16 protein-coding genes are annotated in these 16,391 nt (G+C 66.7%); 7 read left to right on the top strand and 9 right to left on the bottom strand.

Features of this window, described 5'->3' with window-relative positions; genetic code table 11:
• Positions 1-8 precede the first annotated feature (8 nt).
• Entirely contained in the window at positions 9-1,181 is a 1,173-nt protein-coding gene (locus G6P88_RS03510) for an efflux RND transporter periplasmic adaptor subunit (RefSeq protein ID WP_425594468.1), read from the bottom strand.
• Between the two features lie 214 nt (positions 1,182-1,395).
• On the opposite strand from G6P88_RS03510, the gene G6P88_RS03505 reads away from it, so the two are divergent.
• A complete protein-coding gene (locus G6P88_RS03505; RefSeq protein WP_226946708.1) occupies positions 1,396-2,136 on the top strand; it encodes an SIMPL domain-containing protein in 741 nt (246 codons plus the stop codon).
• A 481-nt stretch (positions 2,137-2,617) separates the two neighbouring features.
• Positions 2,618-2,878, top strand: coding sequence for a hypothetical protein (locus tag G6P88_RS03500; protein WP_206335849.1), 261 nt, complete (start codon positions 2,618-2,620; stop codon positions 2,876-2,878).
• On the opposite strand, the gene G6P88_RS03495 is transcribed toward G6P88_RS03500, so the two are convergent.
• The 4 genes from G6P88_RS03495 to G6P88_RS03480 form a co-directional block, all read right to left on the bottom strand.
• On the bottom strand, positions 2,875-3,648 hold the full coding sequence (locus G6P88_RS03495) for a DUF6065 family protein (RefSeq protein WP_165321855.1): 774 nt from the start codon (positions 3,646-3,648) through the stop codon (positions 2,875-2,877). The genes G6P88_RS03500 and G6P88_RS03495 overlap by 4 nt on opposite strands.
• A gap of 141 nt (positions 3,649-3,789) precedes the next feature.
• The gene (locus G6P88_RS03490; RefSeq protein ID WP_165324875.1) at positions 3,790-4,038 is read right to left on the bottom strand and encodes a GlsB/YeaQ/YmgE family stress response membrane protein; all 249 of its coding nucleotides are present in this window, start codon (positions 4,036-4,038) and stop codon (positions 3,790-3,792) included.
• 173 nt (positions 4,039-4,211) lie between these two features.
• Positions 4,212-4,511, bottom strand: a complete 300-nt coding sequence (gene sciP / locus G6P88_RS03485; protein ID WP_165321854.1) for a CtrA inhibitor SciP — start codon at positions 4,509-4,511, stop codon at positions 4,212-4,214.
• A gap of 111 nt (positions 4,512-4,622) precedes the next feature.
• Positions 4,623-4,901 (bottom strand): hypothetical protein, encoded by a 279-nt coding sequence (locus G6P88_RS03480; RefSeq protein ID WP_165321853.1) that lies wholly within the window; start codon positions 4,899-4,901, stop codon positions 4,623-4,625.
• Positions 4,902-5,113: 212 nt separating this feature from the next.
• Between G6P88_RS03480 and mnmA the strand changes: the two genes are divergently transcribed.
• The gene (gene mnmA / locus G6P88_RS03475; protein ID WP_165321852.1) at positions 5,114-6,238 is read left to right on the top strand and encodes a tRNA 2-thiouridine(34) synthase MnmA; all 1,125 of its coding nucleotides are present in this window, start codon (positions 5,114-5,116) and stop codon (positions 6,236-6,238) included.
• Between the two features lie 15 nt (positions 6,239-6,253).
• On the opposite strand, the gene G6P88_RS03470 is transcribed toward mnmA, so the two are convergent.
• Genes G6P88_RS03470 through G6P88_RS03455 form a run of 4 tightly spaced genes read right to left on the bottom strand, consistent with a single transcriptional unit; the run spans position 6,254 to position 9,941 of the window.
• Complete coding sequence (locus G6P88_RS03470; RefSeq protein ID WP_165321851.1) at positions 6,254-7,048, bottom strand: PhzF family phenazine biosynthesis protein; 795 nt, start codon at positions 7,046-7,048, stop codon at positions 6,254-6,256.
• Entirely contained in the window at positions 7,045-7,935 is an 891-nt protein-coding gene (locus G6P88_RS03465; protein WP_165321850.1) for a cation diffusion facilitator family transporter, read from the bottom strand. The genes G6P88_RS03470 and G6P88_RS03465 overlap by 4 nt, the downstream gene beginning before the upstream one ends.
• A gap of 10 nt (positions 7,936-7,945) precedes the next feature.
• Positions 7,946-8,524: a pyridoxamine 5'-phosphate oxidase gene (gene pdxH / locus G6P88_RS03460; protein WP_165321849.1), complete on the bottom strand. Its 579-nt coding sequence runs from the start codon at positions 8,522-8,524 to the stop codon at positions 7,946-7,948.
• 37 nt (positions 8,525-8,561) lie between these two features.
• A complete protein-coding gene (locus tag G6P88_RS03455; protein ID WP_165321848.1) occupies positions 8,562-9,941 on the bottom strand; it encodes an aminotransferase-like domain-containing protein in 1,380 nt (459 codons plus the stop codon).
• Positions 9,942-10,057: 116 nt separating this feature from the next.
• Between G6P88_RS03455 and G6P88_RS03450 the strand changes: the two genes are divergently transcribed.
• From G6P88_RS03450 to G6P88_RS03435, 4 genes are all read left to right on the top strand, one after another.
• The gene (locus tag G6P88_RS03450) at positions 10,058-10,225 is read left to right on the top strand and encodes a hypothetical protein (RefSeq protein WP_165321847.1); all 168 of its coding nucleotides are present in this window, start codon (positions 10,058-10,060) and stop codon (positions 10,223-10,225) included.
• Positions 10,226-10,253: 28 nt separating this feature from the next.
• A complete protein-coding gene (locus G6P88_RS03445) occupies positions 10,254-10,838 on the top strand; it encodes a LysE family translocator (RefSeq protein ID WP_226946707.1) in 585 nt (194 codons plus the stop codon).
• A gap of 52 nt (positions 10,839-10,890) precedes the next feature.
• Positions 10,891-12,999: a prolyl oligopeptidase family serine peptidase gene (locus G6P88_RS03440; RefSeq protein ID WP_165321845.1), complete on the top strand. Its 2,109-nt coding sequence runs from the start codon at positions 10,891-10,893 to the stop codon at positions 12,997-12,999.
• A gap of 80 nt (positions 13,000-13,079) precedes the next feature.
• A complete protein-coding gene (locus G6P88_RS03435; protein ID WP_165321844.1) occupies positions 13,080-16,391 on the top strand; it encodes a transglutaminase family protein in 3,312 nt (1,103 codons plus the stop codon).

Here is a 16,391-nt window from a genome sequence, read left to right as displayed (position 1 = left end):
TTCCTAGTTCAGCGGGCGGCGGGGCGGTTGGACATCTGCGGGGTGACCTTGTCGCCGGGGTTGAGGAAGGCGCCTGCGGAGAGGACGACCTTTTCATTGCCCTGCACACCCGAGAGCACCACGACGCCGGCATCGGAGACGTCGCCCGTCTTCACGTCGCGACGGACCACCTTGTTGTCGGGCCCGACGACGTAGACGAAGGAGCCCTTGTCGTCGTGCAGCACGGCCGACTCGGGCAGCTGCGGGGCCTTGACCGAGCCGCTGCGAATGGCCGCACTTGCAAAGCCGCCCGGACGAAGCGCGGGATCGTAGCGCAGCTGGATGCGGGCGGTGCCCTGACGCGTCTGCGGATCGATCACGGGCGAAATCTGCCAGACCGTACCGGTGAAGGCGCGGCTGCCGCCGATCGGCGTCACCTGCGCGGTGTCGCCGACCTTGAGCCGGGCGATATCCTGTTCGGCCAGCTGGGCGCGGATTTCGATCTCGCCATCCTTGGCGACGCGGAACAGGGCGCCGGCTCCGGCACCCACCACCTGTCCGGGCTCGACCGCGCGCGTCAGGACAAGGCCGGAGGCGGGCGAGCGGATGCTGAGGCGGCCGATCTGGGCACGGCTCTCACCGAGCTGTGCTTCGGCAACGGCCACCCGGGCGATGGCGGCGTCACGGGTCGCGGTGCGGCGATCGATGTCGGCCTTGGAGATGAAGCCGCGCGCGACGAGTGCCTTGGCGCGATCGAGTTCGGCCTGCGCGAGCTGCGCGTCGGCCCGCGCGACGCGTACCGAGGCGGCGAGCGAGGCGGCCTGCTGCGTCTGGACGGATCGCTCGATCACGGCCAGCGTCTGCCCGGCCTTCACCCAGCTGCCCGGCTCGACCAGCACGGCCTGGACCATGCCGCCTTCGCCGGCGATCCCGACCGGCATTTCGCGCTTGGCTGCAAGCGTGCCGGTCGCCGAGATCGTGGTCACCACATCGGTGCTGCCGGGAACGATCACCGTCACGCCCGGCGCCGGAGCGGCAGGAGCGGCGGCCTTCTTGCCGCCGAACAGGACATAGGCGATCAAGCCGGCGGCGATCACTGCGGCAGCGATGGCTCCAGCGATAGTCCAGCGGCGCCGACGAGCCTGCTGCTCGTCGAAATCATATGCCCTGTAGTCGGTCTGGATGCCGGATTCGACGTTCATCCCCATAATCCCGTTATCGGCCGCGCGGGCCCCCTTCGCCTCGATCCAGCTGTATTATAGTAATACATCACCTCGCTCAAGAGGCGAGCGGCTGCGGCAAGATCGCCATGGATCATAACGGTCCCGAAAGGCGTTCATGCCGCGTGCAGCGAGGATCAACCAAAAGATCGATAGCACGCACGGGGAGTTGCGGCAAAGCAGGAGCAAGACCAATATGACAGTAAGTTTTTCCCGGTTCGGTGGAGCGGCGCTCCTGGCAGCCGCGGCGGCAGCGCCGCTGATGGCACAGCAGCCCATGCTGCCCCCCGGCCATCCGCCCGTGATCGGGACTCGGCTCGACATCGTCGCGTCGGGCGAGGTCAACGCGGTTCCCGACATCGCCACCGTCGGCGCCGGTGTCGTCACCCAGGCGCCGACGGCCGCCGAAGCGATGAAGGACAATGCGCGGCGTGCGGCTGCGACCGTGGCGGCGATCCGCAAGGCCGGTGTGGCGGAGCGCGACATCCAGACCACCTCGGTCTCGCTCAGTCCGCAATATCGCTATGCCGACAATCAGCCGCCGGTGATCACCGGCTATCAGGCCTCGTCGCGTGTCAGCGTCCGCTTCCGCGACATCAAGGCAGCCGGACCGGTTCTCGATGCGCTCGTCGCGGCCGGCGCGAACCAGATCGATGGCCCCTCGCTGTCGATCGACAAGCCCGAGCCGCTGCTGGACAAGGCGCGTGAACAGGCCGTTGCCACGGCGAAGCAGCGTGCGGACCTCTATGCCCGCGCAGCAGGCATGCGCGTGAAGCGCATCCTCGCGATCAGCGAAGGCTCGAGCGAACCGATGCCGGTCTATCGTCCGATGGCGCCGATGGCGATGGTCCGCAAGGAAGCCGCTGCCGACACGATGATCGAGGCCGGTGAGCAGAAGATATCGGTGAGCATCTCGGTCACGTTCGAACTCGAATGACCGATCAGGCGGTGGCGCGGGTCCGACCCGACGTCACCGCCGCCCGCCGGCCTTCCAGCCCCCACGCGTTTCCGGCCGGCGTCCTGCCGGGCGGAAGCCCCGGTCAGTCGGCCTGCGCGGCGAGGCACGGCGGATTCGGCCGACAAGGTCGGCTATAATCACGCTCGCAAGGAAGGCGAGGAAGACCCCCGCGATGAACCATCGGATGACTGCGCTTTCCATGGCGGATGCTCCGGCGAATGGCTTCAACGGCACGCAAAGCTGAACCAGCTACGCCTCGCTGTAACCGATCGTCCAGGCGACCGGTCCATCCCCGATACGGTCCTTTTACGCTCGTTGCGTGCCCGGATCAATGCCGACCTTTCCAGCATTTCCTCGCGCGGGCAGCGACGTCAGGATGCAACGATCTTTCCTGCCCCTGATAACGAAAGCGCGCGATGAGCGATCGGATGCCGTCACGGGCGCGGCGATGGGGGACGACATGCTGGTGCGATTTTCGATCGGGGGGGAATGCCTGTTCGAAACCGAACTCGACTGCCTGCCCGCGCAAGGAGCGGAGATCATCTTCGTCGCCGCGTCGACGGGGCGTGGAATCCCTGCGGGGAGCCTCGTCGCCGGTCGCGTATCGATCGGGGCGCATCCGATCTTCGATTTCAGCGCGGAGCCGCCGCGGGTGATCCTGTCGCTCGATCAGGCGCAGGTCATGCCGCCGCCGGGAAGCGGCGGGGAGCCTGCGAGCTAGCTCCCGCCTTCTCCGCCGTCGGGTCTGACGACCGAGAAGGGCTTGAGCCGTATCTTGGTCCGATGATCGTCGGACGCGACCTCGCCGCCGCCGACCGTCTGGCCGCGATAATAATGTTTCTGCCATTTGTCGCCGCTCGTCGGCGATTTGGGATCTTTCAGATCGCTCAGGAAGCCGGCGCGGCTGGCCGACCAGGCCTGGAACTCGGCATAAAGCTCGGGATCGTCCTCGATCGCCCGGAATTCGGGTTCGAACCTTTCGATGTCGCCGCGCCGGATGGGATAGATATGACAGAAGACCTCGCCCGGCTCGAAGCGGATGACCGTCTGCGGCCGCGTGAACTGCCAGTTCATGGTGAAGGTAAAAGGGGTCCAGTCGGTTTCGACCACTCCCGACAGCGGTGCGATCGCATCCTTCGGACGGTTGATCGGCCCCTGGACCATCAGATCATAGCCTGGCTCCGTCCGGAACACCGCGTTGATATGAAAGGTGACGATGCCATGGCCGAAATGGCTGATCGCTGGCACTTCGCCCGCGACATCGGGCTCGATCCTGATCGCGTCGAGACCCGGATTGCCGTTCCACCAGGCGGAAAAGCCCTGCGTGCAGAGCAGTTCCCAGCCATGGGCATTGGCGATGTTGAGCGGAAGGCAGCGATAGGCATAGCGCTGGCTGGTGGCGTCCATCCAGTCGCGCTCGTGCGGCGCGGGTCGGATGGCGAAAGGCTTGCGCGGAAGTCCGTAGGCCGTGAGCTTGGCGCGGTTCGCCATGGATATGCCCCCTCGAGTCTCTGTCGCCCTGTGCGTGTGGCACTCAGTAGAGCGAGGGGTGGCGTCTTCAAACTGTTCTGATGGCGGGCGGTGCCGGCCAAGGGAGAAGCGGCCGGCGGAAATGCCGGCCGCTTCGGGCAATCAGCGGACGCTGCCGCGACGGATCAGGTTGACGATGGCGAGCAGGATGACCGCGCCCAGAAAGGCCGAAAGCCAGCCATAGATGCCGCCTCCGCCCAGGGTCGGGCCGAACAGCACGCCGCCGATGAAGGAGCCGATGATACCGACGACGATGTTGAGGATGATCCCCTGCTGTCCGTCGGTGCGCATCACGATGCTGGCGAGCCAGCCGATGATGCCGCCAACGATAAGAAAAATGATGAAGTCGATCACGTTGTCCTCCTGCGTGCCGTTTCGGGTCCGGTCCCCGCCGGATCTCCTGCCAACACTACGTGCATCGTCGCAGCTTGTTCCGTTCGGCAACAGTCGAGAAGCATAGCGCAACATAAGAAAAGGGCCCGCCCCCGGTGGAGGCGGACCCCGATATTCGCCGTGTGGCGCGATCAGTATTTCTGTTGTCGTTCGTAGAGGGACTTGTAGTGCTGGATCCGCGTCACGCGGAGGCCGGGCATGCCCGATCGCTCCACGGCCCGTTGCCAGCCGGCGAATTCCTCCACGCTGAGGCCGTAGCGTTCACACGCTTCATCGACCGTCAAAAGGCCGCCGCTGACCGCTGCCACGACCTCGGCCTTGCGGCGCACGACCCATCGCGTCGTGCCGGCCGGAGGCAGGCTGTCGAGCGTGAGCGGTTCGCCGAGAGGACCAATGACCTGGTGCGGGCGGATCTTCTGATTCTCAAGCATGCGATACCTCGAACATGGTCCGTCGACCGTGACTGTTTCCCCGCCGCCGTTTTAATGAACGCGCTGCAAAGGAAAGTTTTCGCGGTAAGGTAAATGCGGTGATCATCATGTTCACCGCGCTCTTCCGCTGAAAAGCGCAGCGGCAGCTGCATGAAAGCTGCCCTGCGCATTGCCCGTCGCCGTTGGCTGCCCTGGCCCCGAAAGCAGGACGGCGACCGCTGGATGGACGGGGTCGATCGGCTCCTCATATGCGTCGTCGGACAGGGCGAGCCGCGCCGTGGGCGTGGCGGCCTGATGTTCGGCGATAAGGGCGCAGAGCGTGGCGAAGTCCAGCGGAGCTTCGACCGATTGGGCTTTGTCGATGCGGAATTCGTTGATGTTGATCTTCATTCCGACACCTGCCCATTCCCGTGACACACCAAGAAACGGCGGGGCGGAGCGAATCTTTAGGGCTGAAACGAACTTTAAGACCCGGAATTCTCCGTAGCCCCCCGGCCCATGGGGAGCGGTGAGCGCTATTTAGCATATTGATTCACCGCCTTTTCCTCCAAAAAGCCCAAAATCCGCTGCCGACGGCGGCACCTTCTGCTATGGGCCGCGCGATGGACGCGGATTTTCAGCTCGAACAGGCGGTCGACGGCTCCCTCAAGGGCGCCCGGATCGTCGTCGCCATGTCCGGCGGCGTGGACAGTTCGGTGGTCGCGGCTCTCGCTGCCGCCAGCGGTGCCGAGACGATCGGCGTGACGCTCCAGCTCTACGACCATGGCGCCGCTGTCGGCCGCACCGGCAGCTGCTGCGCCGGACAGGACATACGCGACGCGCGTGCCGTCGCCGACCGGCTGGGCATCGCCCATTATGTCTTCGACTATGAAAGCCGCTTCCGGGAGTCGGTCATGTCCGACTTCGCGGACGAATATGCGGCAGGCCGGACGCCTATCCCCTGCGTGCGCTGCAACCAGAGCGTGAAGTTTACGGACCTGTTCGGCATCGCCCGCGATCTCGGCGCGGACTGTCTTGCCACGGGCCATTATGTGCGCCGTGTGTTGGGGCAGGGTAGGCGGCCCGAACTCCACCGTGCCGCCGATCCTGCGCGCGACCAGAGCTATTTCCTGTTCGCGACGACCCGCGACCAGCTCGAATATCTCCGCTTTCCGCTGGGCGGGCTGCCCAAGCCGCGCGTGCGCGAGATCGCAGCCGAGATCGGTCTCGGCGTGGCCGCCAAGCCGGACAGCCAGGATATCTGCTTCGTGCCCGACGGCGACTATGCGTCGATCGTCAAGAAGATGCGCCCCGAAGCGGCCGAAGACGGCGAGATCGTCGACCTGTCGGGACGCGTCGTCGGACGGCACCGCGGGCTCATCCACTTCACCGTGGGCCAGCGTCGCGGGATCGAGATCGGGGGCAGCCCCGAGCCGCTTTATGTCGTGCGCCTCGAGCCAGCCACGAAGCGGCTGGTGGTCGGGCCGCGCCGCGCCCTGGCAGTGTCGGCGGCCAGGCTGGAGGATGTCAACTGGATCGGCGAAGGCCATGACGGCCCGCTGACCGCCAAGGTGCGCTCGCTGGCGAAGCCGGTGCCCGCCCGTTTCGAGGGCGGCCTGCTCAGCTTCGATCAGCCTGAATATGGCGTCGCCCCCGGGCAGGCGGCGGTGCTCTATGCCGGAGACCGCGTTCTGGGTGGCGGCTGGATCGAGGAAACCGTGTCCGCCCGGCTGATGGACGCCGCCTGACCGCTCCGCGTCGCGTCAGCCGAGGGTGAAGACCCCCTCGATGACGGTCACGCATCGCCCGCCGAGATAGACCCTGTCGTCGGCCAGCTCGACCTCGATATGGCCGCCGCGCGTCGACGCCTGATAAGCGGAGAAGCGCGTCCTTCCGAGCCGTCCGGCCCAATAGGTCGCGAGCAGGCAGTGGGCCGAGCCCGTCACCGGATCCTCGTCGATGCCGGCGCCCGGCGCAAAGACGCGGCTGACGATGTCGGTGGAATCGCCGGGTGCGGTGACGATGAAGAGAAGGTCGTCGAACGACCGCATCGCGCGGAAATCGGGGTTCAACGAACGGATCGTCGCCTCGTCCGCAAAGCGGAACAGCGCATAGCCGCCGTCGCGCCACAGCATCTCTTCGGGCCGCGCGCCCAGCGGCGCCGCCTGGGCGGAGAGATCGGCGGGGGACATCTCCCAGGCCGGCAAAGCGAGGCGATAGCCGTCGCCAACGCGGTGTACCTCGAGCACGCCCGACTTGCGGGTGGCGAAGCGAACGCCGTCGGGAGCGCCTTCGCGCGACAACAGGGCATGGCCGGTCGCGAGCGTCGCATGGCCGCACAGGGCCACCTCCACTTCGGGCGTGAACCAGCGCAGTTCGAAATCGGCTTCGGGCCCGGCCCAGGGAACGATGAAGGCGGTCTCCGCCAGATTATTCTCCGCCGCGATCGCCTGCAGCGTCGCGTCGTCGAGCCAGGCTTCGAGCGGCATCACCGCGGCTGGATTGCCGGTGAAGGGGCGGTCGGCAAAGGCATCGACCTGCTGGAAGGGGATTTTCATGAGCAGCGTTCCTCGCCCTGTTCCCGATGCCCGGCCGGGTCGGGGTGGATCAAAATCTCGACGCCCGGAAAGGCGTCGCACAGCTTGGCCTCGACCTCGTCCATCACGCGGTGGGCCTCGCCCACGGTCATGTCCGGATCGACCCAGACGTGGAACTGGACGAAATCCTTGTGGCCGGCGGTACGGGTCTTGAGATCGTGGATGCCGTGAAGCTCGGGATGGCGCGATGCCACCTCGATGAAGGCGCGACGGCGATCTTCGGGCCATTCGCGGTCCATCAGCTGATCGATCGCCGTGCGCGAGGCGCCATAGGCGCCGTAGAGCAGCCACAGCCCGATCGCCATGCCGGCGATCGCATCGGCGCCCGCGATTCCCAGCTCGGCCTCGATCAGCAGCGCCGCGATCACCGCGGCGTTGAGCAGCAGGTCGCTCTGATAATGGATGCGGTCGGTGCCGATCGCGAGCGATCCGGTGCGCGCGATCACCCGGCGCTGATAGGAGATCAGCAGCAGGGTGAGCAGGAGGGCGACGACCGACACCCATATGCCCGCCATCGCTTCGGTCGGACGCTCGCCCGCGACCAGCTGCTGGATCGAATGCACGATGATCCAGAAAGCCGACAGGCTGATCAGCACCACCTGGAAAAAGGCGGCGATGGCCTCTGCCTTGCCATGGCCGAAACGATGCTGCCGGTCTGCCGGCATCGCCGCCAGCCTCACGCTGTAGAGCGTCACCAGCGAGGCGATCAGGTCGAGCGCTGTGTCGGCCAGCGAGCCGAGAACGGCGGCCGAACCCGTCTGCCAGCTGGCATAGCCCTTGAGCAGGATCAGCGTACCGGCGACCGACACCGAAGCCATGCCGGCGCGGACATTGGCCGACATGGTCATGCGGCGACGCTCATGGGTAAAGCATGCCTTTGTTCCAGCTTTCGCCCTCGCGCAGGAACAGCCGGCGCTCGTGCAGGCGATGGGGCCGATCGAGCCAGAATTCGATCCGCTCTGGCACGACGCGGAAGCCCGACCAGTGCGGCGGACGCGGAACCGGCTGGCCTTCGAAGCGGCGGGCCATCTCGTCATAGCGCGCCTCGAAGGTCTCGCGGCTGTCGAGCGGGCGCGATTGCTCGGAAGCCCAGGCGCCGAGCTGAGAGTCCCGGTGGCGGGTCGCAAAATAGGCGTCGCCCTCTTCGGAGCTGACCTTCAGCACGGGGCCTTCGATGCGGACCTGGCGGCGCAGCGACTTCCAGTGGAACAACAGAGCGGCGCGTCCGGTCTCGAAGATCTGCCCCGCCTTTCGGCTCTCATAATTGGTGTAGAAGACGAAGCCGCGCGTATCATGCCCCTTCAGCAGCACCATCCGGACGGAGGGCTGCCCGTCCTGGCCCACGGTCGCCACCGCCATCGCTTCGGGATCATTGGGTTCGCTGGCTTTGGCTTCGGTGAACCAGTCGGCGAACAGGGCAAAGGGATCGGTCGTCATCGTTCGTTCGTCCAGAAGAATCGGTCGGGGAGCGGCCTCATACCACGGCTGCGGCGGGTTCGGGGTGATCCGCGTCAAGTCCGCCGGCCAGCCGGTCGAGCGCGGTCCGCAGCTGTGCGCGGTCCGCCGCCGGCCCCAGGCACAGCCGGATGCCCGATATCAGTCGCGGCTCGATCAGCGGCGCCGAAGGCGGCGTGACCTGTACGCCTGCCCGCATTGCGCGGGCGGCGATGCGCTCGGCATCCAGCTCGGGCAGGGGCAGCCAGAGATGCGGGCAGCGCCGATCGGCAGGCGGCACGAACAGGTCCCCGAGCACAAGCCGGGCAATGTCGCCGCGCGCGGCCAGTTCCTCGGAAATTTCCGCGACGATCTCGTCGGCGCTGCCGTCCTCCATCCACTGGCAGGCGATGGTGGGTCCGATCGAGCAGGGCGCATAGACATGCGCGCGGACCTGGCGCAGCACCCGGTCGAGCAGTTCCGCATCGGGCAAGATCAGGTAACCGGTCCGCAGACCGGGGGCGAGCGCCTTGGATGTTCCGTTGATGTAGAGGGTCCGGTTGGGCGCGTAGCTGGCGAGAGGTGGGGGCGCGAAGCCGGCGGCGAAGGCCGAGTAGAGATCGTCCTCGACGATCCACAGGCCGTGTCGGCTCGCCAGCGCGGCAATGTCGCGGCGGCGCGCGTCGCCCATCGTGCGGCCGGTGGGATTCTGCAGCGTGGGCATCGTGTAGAGAACGCGCGCGCCCGTCTGCGCGGCGCGTTCGAGCGCGTCGGGCCGGATGCCCTGTTCGTCCATATCGAGGCCGACGAGCCTCAGGTCGCAGGTCTGCGCGATCGAGCGGACGCCGAAATAGGTGGCGGATTCGGTCAGCACCGTGTCGCCTGGCCGGCAGAGCGCACCCAAGGCGTAGAGCATCGCCTGCTGGGCGCCATCGGTGATGACCATGCGATCGGCGCGGGCGTCGCCGAGCCCGCCGACGCGACGGATCCAGCCGGCGGCGGCTTGCCGGTGGCGTTCCTGTCCGGCCGGCGGCGCATAGTCGAGCAGCGACGCCATGTCGCCGCGACGGGACAGGCGCGCGAGCACCGCGCTCAGGCGTCGCTGGGCCGGGGCGGAGGGCGGGAGATTCCGCGCGAGGTCGATCGGCGCGGCACCGGCGTCGGCGGTGGTCGCGCTGGTCCGCCGGTCGGCCACGAAGCTGCCGCGTCCCACCGTCGCATTGAGCAGGCCGTGGCGTGCGGCCTCGCCATAGACCGCCGTCACGGTGCCGATGCCGATGCCCAACCGGTGGGCGAGCTCGCGATGGGGCGGTAGCCGGGTCCCGGGCGGCAGCGTGCCATTATCGATGTCGCGGCGGAGCGCATCGAGCAATCGCCCAGAAACCGTCGCATGGCCTTCGTCGAGCGTCGGAACCCACATGGAGCGCACCTATAATGTCACAGTGACAAATCTCGAATTGAGAATCGATACAATAGGTCGCAATGGCGGGCTGTCAATCCGCTCAAGGTCGACTCGGGAGGGTCGAGGAGGTGCCTGTGCTTCGTATTTCGACGATGGCTGTCGTGACATTCTGGCTGGTCGGTTCGATCGCGGTCTTCGCCGCGTCGCATTTTGCCGGGCCTCCGAAGCAGGAGCGAACCGAGGCTGGACAGGTGATGATGACCGATGCCGCTTATGGCGTCGCCCGACAATTGGGCCGGTGACATGTCGCCAGAGCTTCTGATCGCACTTGTGACATTCTGCTTTGTGTCGAGCGTGACACCCGGCCCGAACAATATGATGTTGCTGTCCTCGGGCGCGACCTTCGGCTTTCGCCGGACGGTGCCGCATATGGTGGGTATCAGCGCGGGATGCGTCGTGATGGTGCTCCTGCTCGGCTTCGGCCTGGCCGGGATCATCGGCCGCCTGCCGTGGCTCTATCGGTTCCTGCATGTCCTCTCGGCCGGTTACCTGCTCTATCTGGCCTGGCGGATCGCGACGTCGGTCAGCGTAGGCGGTCGGTCGGCGGGGGCGCGGCCGCTGACCCCGCTCGACGCGGCCGCTTTCCAATGGGTCAATCCCAAGGCCTGGGCGATGTGTCTCGGCGCGACGACCAGCTTCGCGCGGCCCGACCATCTGACAGGTGACGTCATCCTCATCGCTACGGTCCTCGCGCTTGTCGGCTTTCCCGCGATCACCCTGTGGGCGGGGGGAGGGACCGTCGTCCGCCATCTGCTCGACCGACCGAAGGCGCTGCGCGCGTTCAACCTGGTCATGGCGGCGCTGCTCGTCGCATCGCTCGTGCCCGGGCTGATCGAGTTGGTCGAAATGGCTTGATCGCAAGCGGTTGGAAGGACATTCTCGGACATCCTATCCAGAGGTTCCTCCGATGAAATCCCATCTTCTGGGCGGTGCCGCCCTGTTCTGCGCGTCGATGCCGGCGACCATGGCGATGGCGCAGACGGATGCTGTTGCCGATCCCTATACGGCGCTCGAGCAGGTCGACGGCGCCTCGGCCATCGCCACAGTTCGCCGTTGGAACGACCGCTCGCTCGCGGAACTGGAGAAGCAGCCGGGGTTCGAGACTTATCGCAGCCGTGCGCTCGCGCTGCTCTCGGACCGTCAGAAGATTGCGGTGCCCGATCAGGTGCTGGCGGGCCGGGTGCTCAATTTCTGGCAGGATGCCGAACATCCGCGCGGGCTGTGGCGGCTGGCCTCGGTCGACAGCTTCACCGCCGGCAAGCCGGAATGGCGGACGCTGATCGATGTCGGCGCGCTCGGTAAGGCCGAGGGGCGCAGCTGGGCGTTCAAGGGCGCGACCTGTCTGGCACCGGCCTATGTCCGCTGCATGGTCGCCTTGTCCGATGGCGGTGGCGACGCGGTGGTCGAGCGCGAATATGATCTCGACCGCGCCAGCTTCGTCGAGGGCGGCTTCGTGGTGCCGGAAGCGAAGACCAGCCTCGCCTGGGACGGGCCCGATGCGCTCTATGTCGCGACCGATTTCGGCGAGGGCAGCAAGACCGACTCCGGCTATGCGCGTATGGTGAAGCGCTGGAAGCGGGGGACTCCGCTGGCGGCGGCGGCGCAGGTCGCCGAGGGCGAGCGTACCGACGTGTCGATCAGCGCGCGCAGCGTCCACGACGGCAGCCGGAGCTGGTCCTGGGTCGACCGCCGCACCGACTTCTTTCACGGCACGATCCGTCATGTCGCAGCCGACGGTCGGCTCGTGTCGTCTCCGCTCCCCGATGATGCGGAGGTCAACGATGTCATCGACGGGCGCTTGATCGCGACCCTCAAGAGCCCGTGGCAGGGCCGGCCTGCGGGTGCCATCATCGCCTATCCGATCGCAGAGCTTCTGGCCGGCCGCGCTCCGGCGATCGAGACGGTCTTCGTCCCCACCAAACGTCAGGCGGTCGAGGAGGTCGAGGCAGGCGGAAAGGCGCTGTGGATAAAACTGCTCGACGACGTGTCGGGCCGATTGATCGCGCTGCGCCGAAGCGACGACGGGCGCTGGGTGGCGACGACGGCGGCCTTGCCCGACAAGGCGACCGTCCACATAAGGGCGGTCTCCGGCAAGGATGACCGCGCTTTCGCGACAGTCGAAGCGATGCTCACTCCTCCGGCGCTTTATGCGGCTGCGGCCGATGGCAAGGCGGACGTCGTCCAGGCACTGAAACCGCGCTTCGACGCAACCGGCATGACGGTCGAACAGCGCTTTGCGACCTCGAAGGACGGCACGCGGATTCCCTATTTTCTCGTGCGCAAGGGCGGGGCGACTGAGCCTGTGCCTGCGCTGATCCATGCCTATGGCGGGTTCGAGGCGGCGCAGACCCCGGTCTATCTGGTCAACGAACCCTACCGCTCGGGGCCAGCCGGCCTGTTCTGGGTCGAGGAAGGCAATGCCTATGTTCTCGCCAACATCAGAGGCGGCGGCGAATATGGGCCCGCCTGGCACCAGGCGGCGCTGCGCGAGAAGCGGCAGAACGCCTATGACGATCTCTACGCCGTCGCCGAAGATCTGGTGAAGGCGGGGATCAGCGCAAAGGGCCGCATTGCCGTGTCCGGCCGATCCAATGGCGGATTGATGGCGGGAGTCGCGATGACCCAGCGGCCCGACCTTTTCGGCGCTGCCGTAATCGGATCGCCGCTGCTCGACATGAAGCGCTATTCGCACCTGCTGGCCGGCGCCTCGTGGATGGGCGAATATGGCAATCCCGACGTGGCGACGGACTGGACCTTCATATCGCGCTATTCGCCCTATCAGGCGCTGAAGGCGGGGGTGAAATATCCGGTGCCCTTCCTCTACACCTCGACCCGAGATGATCGCGTTCATCCAGGCCATGCCCGAAAATTCGCCGCGAAGATGGAAGCGATCGGCGCACCCTTCCTCTATTTCGAGGCGCTGGAGGGCGGGCATGCAGCCGGTGTGGAGCCCAAGGAAGACGCGCTGCGCGCCGCGCTGGTGACGAGCTATCTCAACCTGCAACTGCCGCGCTGACGGTACGCGCCCACCGTCAGCAACAAAGCCGTCACAACTCTTCATTGCACTGCACAACGGGATGTGCTGACACTCGGGCCATGATTCAGGCGGCGTTGCATCACCAGACGGTCTATCGCTACGACCGTCCCGTATCGCTCGGTCCGCAGGTGGTTCGCCTGCGGCCGGCGCCGCACAGTCGCACGGCGGTCAACAATTTTTCGCTGCGCATAACGCCCGAAAATCACTTCATAAACTGGCAGCAGGACCCGCACGGCAACTGGCTCGCGCGGCTCGTCTTCCCGGAGAAGGCGACCGAATTCTCGATCACGGTCGATCTGATCGCCGATCTGGTGGTGGTCAATCCGTTCGACTTTTTCGTCGAGGATTATGCCGAGCGTCGCCCGTTCGTCTATGACGAGCGGATCGCCGCCGATCTGGCCGCCTATTTCGACGTGGAGGCGCAGGGGCCCGCTTTCGACGCTTTCGTCGCGCAGTTCGATGGCGTCGAGACCCGCACGATCGATTTCCTCGTCGAGCTCAACGTCGCGATCAACCGGCAGGTCGGCTATGTCATCCGCATGGAGACGGGCGTGCAGACGCCCGAGGAGACGCTGCAGATCGGCACCGGCAGTTGTCGCGACTCCGCATGGCTGCTGGTCCAGGCCGCGCGCCGGCTGGGCTTCGCAGCCCGCTTCGTCTCGGGCTATTCGATCCAGCTGACGCCCGACATCGTTCCGATCGACGGTCCCAAGGGCGTCGCGGCGGACGTGTGCGACCTGCATGCCTGGGCAGAGATCTATGTGCCCGGGGCAGGATGGATCGGGCTCGACGCCACTTCGGGCATGTTCGCGGGCGAGGGCCATATTCCGCTCGCCGCGGCTCCGCATTTCCGGTCGGCCACCCCGATCGAGGGCTTCCTGCTCGAGCCGGCCCATGTCGATTTCCATTTCGACATGTCGGTCCAGCGCATCGCCGAGGCGGTGCGGATCACCAAGCCGTTCACCGAGGATCGCTGGTCGGCGCTCGATGCGCTGGGCGAGAAGGTCGATGCCGATCTGGTTGCGCAGGACGTGCGGCTGACGATGGGCGGCGAGCCGACCTTCGTCGCGCTCGACGACCCCGAGGCGCCCGAATGGAATGGCGACGCCGTCGGCCCGACCAAGGCCGGCTATGCCGATCGGCTGATCCGCAAGATGCGCGAGCGGTTCGCCCCGGGCGGGATGCTGCACCATGGCCAGGGCAAATGGTATCCGGGTGAGAGCCTGCCGCGCTGGGGCTATTCGGTCTATTGGCGCACCGATGGGCTGCCGGTCTGGAAGGATGCCGCGCTGATTGCGGCGGGCGATACGGACCGGGACGTCGGCGAGGCCGAGGCGCAGGCCTTTCTTGCCGCGCTGGCGGACGATCTGGGCGTGGGCCGGGACATGGTCATGCCGGCCTTCGAAGATCCGGTCGAATGGTCGGTGAAGGAAGCGCAGCTTCCGGCCAATGTCGATCCGACCGATCCGAAGATCGACGATGCCGAGGCGCGGGCCCGCATGGTCAAGACCTTCGAGCGGGGTCTGAGCCGGCCTTCGGGCTTCGTCCTGCCGATCCAGGCGTGGAATGTGCAGCAGGCGCCGGTTCCGGGGCGGTGGCGGTCGGAACGCTGGCAGCTGCGGCGCGGGCGCCTGTTCGCGGTGCCGGGCGATAGCGCGCTCGGCTATCGCCTGCCGCTCGGCTCGCTGCCCTTCGTGCCGCCCTCGGACTATCCCTACCTCCATCCGCGCGACACCACCGAGCCGCGCGAACCGCTCCCCGATTTCTACCAGCAGCGCACCCAGGCGGTGGCGCCGTCAGCGGACGGCCTGGCACGGCAGGACCGGCAGGAGCAGGTGCCGATCGAAGGTGCCGTGCGGACGGCGGTCACGGTCGAGGCGCGCGACGGCTATCTGTCGGTCTTCCTGCCGCCGACCGAGCGGCTGGAGGATTATCTGGATCTCGTGGCGGCGGTCGAGGTGACTGCGTCGCGCATGGCGATTCCGATCCGGCTCGAAGGCTATTCGCCTCCGCCCGATCCGCGCCTCAACGTGCTGAAGGTGACGCCCGATCCCGGCGTCATCGAGGTCAATGTGCATCCGGCCGGCAGCTGGCGGGAGGCAGTGGAGATCACGACCGGCCTCTATGAGCTTGCGCGCGAGACGGGTCTCACCGCGGACAAGTTCATGATCGACGGTCGCGCGATCGGCACCGGCGGGGGGAACCACATCGTCCTCGGCGGCCGTTCGGTCACCGACTCGCCCTTCATCCGTCGACCGGACCTGCTGAAGAGCCTCGTTCTCTACTGGCAGCGCCATCCGTCGCTCAGCTATCTCTTTTCCGGACTCTTCATCGGCCCGACCAGCCAGGCCCCGCGCCTCGACGAGGCGCGGCACGACGGGCTATACGAACTCGAGATCGCGCTGGCGCAGGTGCCCGGACCCGACGAGGGGGCCCCTCCGGCGCCGTGGATCGTCGATCGGCTGTTCAGGAACCTGCTGGTCGACGTGACGGGCAATACGCACCGGACCGAAATCTGCATCGACAAGCTGTTCTCGCCGGATGGCCCGACCGGGCGCCTGGGGCTCGTCGAATTTCGGGGCTTCGAAATGCCGCCCGAGCCGCGCATGAGCCTGGCGCAGCAATTGCTGCTGCGCGCACTGACGGCCTGGCTGTGGCGCGAGCCGCAAAAGGGCGGGCTGGTTCGCTGGGGCACCGCGCTGCACGACCGGTTCCTGCTGCCGCACTTCGTCTGGGCGGACTTCATGGAGGTGCTGTCGGACCTGCGCCATGCCGGCTATGATTTCGATCCGGCCTGGTTCGAGGCGCAGCGCCAGTTCCGTTTCCCGGTCCACGGCACCGTCTGTGCTGGCGGTGTGACGCTCGAAATCGCTCACGCGCTCGAGCCCTGGCATGTTCTGGGCGAGACCGGGGCGATCGGCGGCACCGTCCGTTATGTCGACAGTTCGACAGAGCGGTTGCAGGTCAGGGCGAGCGGGTTGGTGCCCGGCCGCCATGTCATCGCGGTCAATGGCCGGGCGGTACCGATGACGCCGACGGGCGTTCCGGGGGAGGCGGTGGGCGGCGTGCGCTACAAGGCGTGGAAGCCGGCCAATTGCCTCCATCCGCTGCTGGAGCCCGACGCGCCGCTGACGTTCGACGTGCTCGACCGCTGGAATAACCGTTCGCTAGGAGGTTGCGTCTATCATGTCGCACATCCCGGGGGACGCAATTACGATACGATGCCGATCAACGATCTCGAAGCGGAAGCGCGGCGGCGGGCGAGGTTCCAGGATCATGGCCACACGCCTGGCACGGTTTCGATACCGATGGCCGAGCGCCCCAGCGAATTTCCGATGACGCTCGATCTGCGCGCGCCACCGATCTTGTAG

This window comes from Rhizorhabdus phycosphaerae (genome assembly GCF_011044255.1).
Lineage (GTDB): Bacteria > Pseudomonadota > Alphaproteobacteria > Sphingomonadales > Sphingomonadaceae > Rhizorhabdus > Rhizorhabdus phycosphaerae.
The sequence above is the reverse complement of the archived record's forward strand: the minus strand, read 5'-3'. Positions and strand labels throughout refer to the sequence as shown.

What these genes read in the sequence shown, in the direction of transcription:
- G6P88_RS03510 (WP_425594468.1), bottom strand. Translation starts at nt 1,181, where the DNA reads ATGAACGTCGAATCCGGCATCCAGACCGACTACAGGGCATATGATTTC.
- G6P88_RS03505 (WP_226946708.1), top strand. Translation starts at nt 1,396, where the DNA reads ATGACAGTAAGTTTTTCCCGGTTCGGTGGAGCGGCGCTCCTGGCAGCC.
- G6P88_RS03500 (WP_206335849.1), top strand. Translation starts at nt 2,618, where the DNA reads ATGCTGGTGCGATTTTCGATCGGGGGGGAATGCCTGTTCGAAACCGAA.
- G6P88_RS03495 (WP_165321855.1), bottom strand. Translation starts at nt 3,648, where the DNA reads ATGGCGAACCGCGCCAAGCTCACGGCCTACGGACTTCCGCGCAAGCCT.
- sciP (WP_165321854.1), bottom strand. Translation starts at nt 4,511, where the DNA reads ATGCTTGAGAATCAGAAGATCCGCCCGCACCAGGTCATTGGTCCTCTC.
- G6P88_RS03480 (WP_165321853.1), bottom strand. Translation starts at nt 4,901, where the DNA reads ATGAAGATCAACATCAACGAATTCCGCATCGACAAAGCCCAATCGGTC.
- mnmA (WP_165321852.1), top strand. Translation starts at nt 5,114, where the DNA reads ATGGACGCGGATTTTCAGCTCGAACAGGCGGTCGACGGCTCCCTCAAG.
- G6P88_RS03470 (WP_165321851.1), bottom strand. Translation starts at nt 7,048, where the DNA reads ATGAAAATCCCCTTCCAGCAGGTCGATGCCTTTGCCGACCGCCCCTTC.
- G6P88_RS03465 (WP_165321850.1), bottom strand. Translation starts at nt 7,935, where the DNA reads ATGACCATGTCGGCCAATGTCCGCGCCGGCATGGCTTCGGTGTCGGTC.
- pdxH (WP_165321849.1), bottom strand. Translation starts at nt 8,524, where the DNA reads ATGACGACCGATCCCTTTGCCCTGTTCGCCGACTGGTTCACCGAAGCC.
- G6P88_RS03455 (WP_165321848.1), bottom strand. Translation starts at nt 9,941, where the DNA reads ATGTGGGTTCCGACGCTCGACGAAGGCCATGCGACGGTTTCTGGGCGA.
- G6P88_RS03440 (WP_165321845.1), top strand. Translation starts at nt 10,891, where the DNA reads ATGAAATCCCATCTTCTGGGCGGTGCCGCCCTGTTCTGCGCGTCGATG.
- G6P88_RS03435 (WP_165321844.1), top strand. Translation starts at nt 13,080, where the DNA reads ATGATTCAGGCGGCGTTGCATCACCAGACGGTCTATCGCTACGACCGT.